Here is a 7,114-nt window from a genome sequence, read left to right as displayed (position 1 = left end):
GGCCATCATGTTCGGCGAGCGCTTCACAAAGGCGATGAACGCCTGAAACTGAAACCGCCCCTGCCGAGCACGAAATTCCGGACACTCCCACACAGGCATCCTTCATCGCCAGCCTGTTCGGCCTTGCCGCCTGACCATACAGACGCCGCAGCCCTCCGCGCCCGTTACCAAACTTTGCAACAGAACCTAATTTACACGGCTTCACGAATGGCTTCGATTGCATCCGGATCCCCAATGACTAAGGGGGCGCGCCAGGATCGTAGGTCCGGACGTCCATCCGCCCCAACTGGTGGTTCGAAATGCTCAAGGGGGGTCCAGCCGGTGGAAGCGCGCCACTCGACCTTCCTACCTGCTGCGCGGACGAGGGCAACACCGCCCGCCACGTCCCACAGGTTGGGCCGCGCGAACCGGGCAGCCGTCAGCAGGCCGGCCGCAACCATCGCACATTCCAATGCCGCTGATCCGGTTTTCCGGATGTCGTAAGAAAGGTCGATGTCGGGTAACACTTTGGGCATCCCGACCAAGCGTCGGCGAACATCCGGGCAACTCCGCTCCATGACGGCATCGCCATCGAAGCACAGTAAACCACCCTGGCGAGCATGATAGACGCCGGGGCGGAGGCTATGGCTGGTGGAGCACCAGATTGCCCCGACCACCGGCCGCCCCCTATAGAGCACCCCGATCGACCCTGCGAAGAGCGGGAACCCATTGATGAAGTTGGTGGTACCGTCCACTGGATCGATGGCCCAGACCAGATCGTGGCTGCGGCCGGTCCGCTCTTCCACCTCCTCCCCGATAATGTCGTGCTCAGGGAAGTGATCAGCCAGACGGGCGCGCACCAGTTGCTCAACCCGCTGATCCACTTCGGAAACGGGGTCCTTCAGGCTACCGCCGCCCGCAGCCTCTCCCTTGTAGCGCACCGTCAGACTGCGTCCAAGTGCCGCCGATATCTGTGCCCCGGCCAGCACTGCTAGTTCAACGGCGACTTGCTCAATCTCCGCAAGATCAAGGTCGGGCAGTCGATCCCGAGACTCCCAGCTATCGGTCATCGTAATGCTCCTTTTCCCGTTTCGCCGAGGAAAGACGCCTGCGGTACGAGAACGCTCAACGATTGCCCTGATATCTGCATTGCACTGCCTGTGCCGGGCTGTTCTTCAAAGGTATCGCCGACACGCAACATGCGTAATGGCCGGCCGAAGGCGACCGACCTCACCCGCAGCGTTGGTAATGGCGGTGGGCCCAACTCCGGCGCAGACACCAGCCAGTCTAGCAAATCCCGACGGTGAGCCGCGCGAGCGTACACCAGCGTGAGTGTGCCATCGCCAGAATCGATCCTTGGTGCAAACGCCAGACCTGGTCCGAGCCGCGAGACCTTCATGACCTCTGCCAGCAGGAGATCCGTAGGTAATGCGACGCCGTCCGCGATGGCGCCGAAATTGGCGGGTTCTGCTCTGGCGATTCTTTCCTTAATGAGTGACCGGACTTGGCACAGCTTGCCGGCGCCGGATGGCAGATCCGTCCGGTGCGACTCCAGCATCGCCTCGGACAGGGCACCCATCCCGGCGGAGTCCACGAACAGACGCTCGCCCCATGACCCACGAGCGACAGCAACGTCGAGCTGTCGGTGTGTGGCGCTCCGCCATCCAGCGGCGAGCTGCTCAATTGGGCCAGCGGAACCGAGCCATGCGGCCAAATTGTTTGCCGTTCCAAGTGGGAGGATGGCCAAGGGCAGCCCGCGCTTAAGCAAAGGGGAGAGCAGTTTACTGACCGTTCCGTCGCCGCCCGCCAGCACGATCAGATCGGCCGGCTGATTTATGGCTTGATCCAGGCCAGGCGCTTTCCGAGACTGATAACGGACTTGATAGCCGAACGATTGCAGCATCGCCTCGATTTCCGGTCCGGAGTGGTCGCCTGATCCCGCGGTTGGGTTGTGTATCACGGTCACTCGCACGGCAACGCCCTCCGGCATATATTTAAGATTACACGCCAACCGCCGCTCGCACCCGATCGCGGGTGAAGGGTAGATCATGCAGGCGCACGCCTGCGGCATCGCGGATGGCGTTGCCGATCGCCGCTGCTGTCGGCCCCTGCGCGGCTTCTCCGGTGCCAAGAAACGGTTCGCCAGGCCGGTCGATCACATGGACTTCCACCGTGCTTGGCACGCTGGCGAAGCGCAGCACGGGGTAGCTGGCCCAATCGATACTGGTGACCCGCCGACTGTCGAAGACCGCTTGCTCGTAGAGCGTCCAGCTCATGGACTGAATGATCCCGCCTTCGGTCTGGTTGCGAATGCCGTCAGGATTGACGATCTCTCCGCTGTCGATGGCTGAGACGGCGCGCTGGACACGGATGTTCCCGCTTTCGCGATCCAGTTCGAGCTCAAGCGCAACGGCGAAATAGGCGGCATAGTTCTTGTATCGGGCGAAGGCGAAGCCTCGGCCTCTGCCCTGGGGCAGGGCCTCCCCCGGCCAGCCAAAGCGTGCCGCTGCGGTTTCCACCACGGTACGCGCTCTGGGGTCGTCGAGGTGACGCAGGCGGAATTCGACCGGGTCGGCACCGGCCGCGATGGCCATCTCGTCCATCGTGCTTTCCAGCGCGAAGATATTGGCATAGGCGCCAAGGGAGCGAAGGGCGGAGACGCGCAACGGCATCTCCCGCACGAAGTGCCAGAGAATGCGCTTGTTCGGTATGGTGTAAAGCGGCACTGCGTTACGGTCACCACTGCCCGATCGAGTGATGCTAAGTTGGGGCAACTCCGGCGGAAAGCCATCGGCGATGTGGCGGGCCGGGAGCAGCGCACCGGCTGGGCCAGGCCGTGTTGTATGCGTGTTGCTCCACACGTCATAATTCCAGTGGCTGAGCCGTCCATCCGGCCCCAGCGCGGCTTCGACCTCCATCACCATGGCCGGACCATAGGGTTCCCACGCATGCTCCTGTTCTCGCATCCACTGCAGCCGGACCGGCCGGCCCGGAAAGGCGCGTGCGATCAATGCGGCATCGGCCGCTGCGTCATCGGCACCGTTGTGGCCGTAACAGCCGGACCCTTCCGCATGGATGACCCGCACCCGCTCGACCGGCATCCGCAACATTTCCGCGATCGCCTGCCGGTCCGGATAGACGCCTTGGGTGTGCGACCAGACGGTGAGATCGTCGCCGTCCGTCAGCCCGATGGCGCAGGATGGCCCGATAGAGCCGTGGATCTGGTAAGGCCGGGTGAAGGTGGCCTTGATCCGCCGGGCATCGGCGGGGAGTTGGGGCGAGCCGCTCTCCGCCACGGTGCCGACCTCATGCTCAAGGCTGCGGAGTACGGCGGGCATGTCCGTCATGTCGGGCAAAGTGGCGGGCTCTTCCCAGCGCGCCGCGTCGGCCAGCGCCCGCATGGCTTTGACGGCTTGGAATTCCCGCTCGGCAACCACGGCGAGGAAGTTGCCGTCGCGAACGGTTCCAAGCACGCCCGGCATTGCCTCAACGGCGGCCGTCTCGGCCGTGAGGAGGCGTGCCGCCGGGCTCGGCGGCCGTACCACGCGGGCATGAACCATTCCATCCAGGCGCAGGTCGTGCACATAGGCGACGCCACCGGTGACCTTGGGCGGAATATCGACGCGCGGAACCGGCCGGCCCATCACCCTGAAGCTTTCCGGACGCTTGAGCGGCGCGTCGGGCACCGCCTCAACATGCAGGTCAAGCGAGGCGGCAAGCTCACCGTAGCCAAGGGAGCGGCCATCGGGCGCGATGACTCTCCGGCTTTCCGCGCGCAGGGCGCCGGGCTGAATGCCCAGCCGCCGTGACGCCTCCGTGATCAGCAGGATGCGCACCTGCGCCGCAGCGTTGCGGATGGCGGTGGCGCTGTTCGGCATGGACATGCTGCCGGCCGTGTAGCCCTCATTGGGGGTGCGGCTGGTGTCGGCGGTGACCAAGGCGAGATCATGGGGATCGACCTCCAACTCCTCCGCCGCAACCTGGAGCACGGCTGTTTTGATGCCTTGGCCGAGTTCCGCCTTGCCGGTATGGACGGTTATGCCGCCCTGCGGGTCGATGCGGATCCAGGAATCGAGGAATGGATCGTTGGAAAGACTGCCGGGCAGCTTCGGCTCCCAGGGCGCGGGCGCTGATCCGCCCTCCTGGGCGAAAGCGGGCGGTAGCATGGCAAAGCTGACGACGAGGCCACTTCCTGCCGCGAGAAAAGCCCGGCGGGTCAGGGCGGATGGCGCATGTTCCGTCATCAGCCCGCCCTCCCGACCACTGCCGCGGCATTGGCCTGCCGCATCAATTCGCGGGCGCGGCCAACAGCCCTGAGGATGCGCATGTGGGTGCCGCAGCGGCAGAGATTCCATTTCAGCGCCTCGCGCACCTGCGCATCGCTGGCCTCAGGGTCGGCCTGCAGCAGGGCTTGAGCTCGCATCATCATGCCGGGAATGCAGTAGCCGCATTGGGCCGCCTGCTCCTCGATAAAGGCGCGCTGCATCGGGCCAGGCGCGTCGATGGTGCCGAGGCCCTCCACCGTCGTGATCTCCCGCCCCTCCAGCAGTGTGACGGGCATCAAGCAGGACAGCACGGCTTGACCATCCACCATCACGGTACAGGAGCCGCACTGGCCGAGGCCGCAGCCATATTTGGCCCCGTTGAGCCTCAGCTCGTCGCGCAACACGTAGAGGAGTGGCGTTTCCGGCTCCGAGTCAATCTCGTGGTCCACACCGTTGACGGTCAATCTGATGGCCATGGCTACTTCTCCACCCCCAGGGGGCCTGGCGATTGCTCGAGGGCGTCGGCCGGCATGACGGTGACGTAATGCGCGCCCGATCGAGTGTTCCGCACCAGTTCCATCAATCCCTCCCAAGCCGGCTTGTCCGTGTAGCGGGCACGCAGATGGTCGAGCAGAGCCACCATCTGCTCGTCCGACAGGACGCCGCCATAGGCGGGCATCACGGCACTGGCCTGTCCGTTCGCCGGCGGCAGCCCGAAAAGCGTGACGTTGATAATGTTTTGCGGGTTCGCCGCGTTCACGGCCGTGCTGAGCGAGAAGGGCAGGCCGCCAAAGGGCAGAGGACGGCCGCTGTCATGGCAGGACGCGCAGGCGGAGGCGTAGATCCGGCCACCCGGGGCGCCATCACCCTCCGCCCCGCTCGGCACGGCTTGCGTATCGCCTGACGGGCCAACACCGCGTCCAGTGGGGCTGGCGGCGAGAAGCTCTTTCGCCCGGTCCTGGCGCTGCGGCGATGGTGTTCCCATGACCTCGGCAGTGTAGGCCGCGATCGTCGCCACTTCCTCGTGCGGAACCGTGCCGAGATTGTTAGTCACCTCAGCCATGGGCCCGCGCGAAACCCCATGAGCCTCATGCCAGCCGTGCCGCAGGTAAAAAGTCAGCGCTGACTGGTCCCAGGGAACGGGCGCGGGAGACTCGGCATTGATGGGATAAGCCGTCCATCCCTGCGATTGGCCTCCCGCCCAGTGGCGGTCAGTTCTCCGGGCTCCAAGCTGGTTGCGCGGGGTATGGCAGGCGCCGCAGTGACCGAGTCCTTCGGCTAGGTAGGCGCCACGGTTCCACGCATCGCCTCGTGACGGATCGGGCTGAAACACACCTTCTTCGAAAAACAGGAGCTTCCAGCCTGCAAGGATCGTACGGACGTTCAGTGGAAAGGGCAGTTCGTTCTCTGGCGGGCGGGCTCGCACGGGCCGGCGCGTCATCAGGTACGCATAGATGGCGCGATTGTCCTCATCCGTAACGAGGGTGAAGTGATCGTAGGGAAAAGCCGGGTAGAGATGGCGGCCCTGGCGGTCGACACCCTCGCGCATTGCGCGGATGAAAGCGGCTTCACTCCAACGGCCGATGCCGGTTTCCTCATCCGGAGTGATGTTGGTCGAGTAAATCGTGCCGAAAGGTGTGCGGATCGGCAGCCCGCCCGCGAAGCTTTCCCCTCCAGGAGTCGTGTGGCAGGAGGAACAATTGCCGATGGCGGCAAGCGAGGCGCCTTTGCGGACTGTGCCCACATCGAAGGAAGTCGCTTCGGCCGGTGTGACCGGTGCGATTTCTGACCGCCATGCGAACAGGTGGAACCCGGCACCGAGCAGAAGCAGGACAAGCAATGCACCCGAAAAATAAGCGGAAATTCGCATAGGAGCCCCCATCCTGGAGCCCAACCCCTCGGAAAGGATCAAAGTTCCAAACGCCAAACGCCAAACGACTGCTGGCTATTCCTGCTGACTGAGCTATCTACGGAACGTGAGGGAGGAGGCGGGCAAAGCCGTGCTGTTGCATCGGTTCCCCATGCTGAAAAAGTACAGATCGCCTCGTATGGCATACGGCTCACGACGTCAGAAGAAGGCGTTTTCCTGAAACCTGACTGTTGCCAACCGGTACTCGAGTAAAGCACGGACGCCTCTACATAAAATGAAGCAATTCATACAAACATGTCGAAATAGGACATGTACGAAGCAGGGGTAGTCGATGGCCTTTAGCGATGATGAAACCATGGTCACAATGGATGATGTAATTTTTGCAGCATTGCCGAGGTTTGACTCGGTCCAGGAAGCACTGATATGGTATGATGCGGTGAAGCTGTCTGGTTTTCATCGCACTCCGCGCGAGCTTGTTCAGGAAGGAAGCGGCGCCGTTGCATTAGCGTATCTACGCGTACTTGGAGAAGCGTAAAAGAGTTGGTTGCCTCTGTTGGCTCTGATGAAATGGATGGCCGTTTCCAGGAGGCATATTCGGTTTCAATGCAGGTGTTTCGAGGCGTAGCGCCTGAGTTGAACAGACGATTGGCCGTCCGCGATACGTTGCTCTGGTGCATGGAGGGAGGAGATCACGGTGTTGGCTTGGTGTTTCGTTCCTTGTATCACGGGCACAGACGTTCAGGCTCTGTGTTGATAGAGCATGAACGGACACGGGAGAGGGGCGCCGCGTCCGCCTTGAGGTTTGTGCCTCGTGCCTGAGATTGGCGCCCTCGTCCGGTGCTTAGGCCTTGAACGGTATCCCGGCGGATGGGCTTTTCCCATCGCGTCGCATTCACAAGGGCAAGGACAAGCAGGACTATCCGGAATTTCGTGCTCGGCGGGGGCGATTTCAGTTTCAGGCGCTCATGGCCTTTGTGAAGCGCTCGCCGAACATGACGGC

General features: G+C 63.1%; 6 protein-coding genes. 1 reads left to right on the top strand and 5 read right to left on the bottom strand.

Annotation, left to right across the window (positions count from 1 at the left end; all coding sequences use genetic code 11):
- Positions 1-191: 191 nt before the first annotated feature.
- Genes JUB11_RS31965 through JUB11_RS31945 form a run of 5 tightly spaced genes read right to left on the bottom strand, consistent with a single transcriptional unit; the run spans position 192 to position 6,114 of the window.
- Positions 192-1,049 carry an inositol monophosphatase gene (locus JUB11_RS31965; protein WP_207462852.1) on the bottom strand — a complete coding sequence of 286 codons (858 nt, stop codon included), beginning with the start codon at positions 1,047-1,049 and terminating at the stop codon, positions 192-194.
- Positions 1,046-2,029, bottom strand: a complete 984-nt coding sequence (locus tag JUB11_RS31960; RefSeq protein WP_207462851.1) for a diacylglycerol kinase family protein — start codon at positions 2,027-2,029, stop codon at positions 1,046-1,048. Before JUB11_RS31960 ends, JUB11_RS31965 begins: the two co-directional genes overlap by 4 nt.
- Entirely contained in the window at positions 1,980-4,223 is a 2,244-nt protein-coding gene (locus JUB11_RS31955) for a molybdopterin cofactor-binding domain-containing protein (RefSeq protein ID WP_207462850.1), read from the bottom strand. The genes JUB11_RS31960 and JUB11_RS31955 overlap by 50 nt, the downstream gene beginning before the upstream one ends.
- On the bottom strand, positions 4,223-4,720 hold the full coding sequence (locus JUB11_RS31950) for a (2Fe-2S)-binding protein (protein ID WP_207462849.1): 498 nt from the start codon (positions 4,718-4,720) through the stop codon (positions 4,223-4,225). Before JUB11_RS31950 ends, JUB11_RS31955 begins: the two co-directional genes overlap by 1 nt.
- Positions 4,721-4,722: 2 nt before the next feature.
- Positions 4,723-6,114 (bottom strand): cytochrome c, encoded by a 1,392-nt coding sequence (locus tag JUB11_RS31945; RefSeq protein ID WP_207462848.1) that lies wholly within the window; start codon positions 6,112-6,114, stop codon positions 4,723-4,725.
- Between the two features lie 331 nt (positions 6,115-6,445).
- Between JUB11_RS31945 and JUB11_RS31940 the strand changes: the two genes are divergently transcribed.
- Complete coding sequence (locus JUB11_RS31940) at positions 6,446-6,649, top strand: hypothetical protein (RefSeq protein ID WP_207462847.1); 204 nt, start codon at positions 6,446-6,448, stop codon at positions 6,647-6,649.
- Positions 6,650-7,114: the final 465 nt, after the last annotated feature.

This window comes from Azospirillum sp. SYSU D00513, assembly GCF_017356015.1.
Classification (GTDB): domain Bacteria; phylum Pseudomonadota; class Alphaproteobacteria; order Azospirillales; family Azospirillaceae; genus Azospirillum.
Note: the sequence above shows the minus strand (reverse complement) of the source record. Positions and strands in the feature narration are given on the sequence as shown.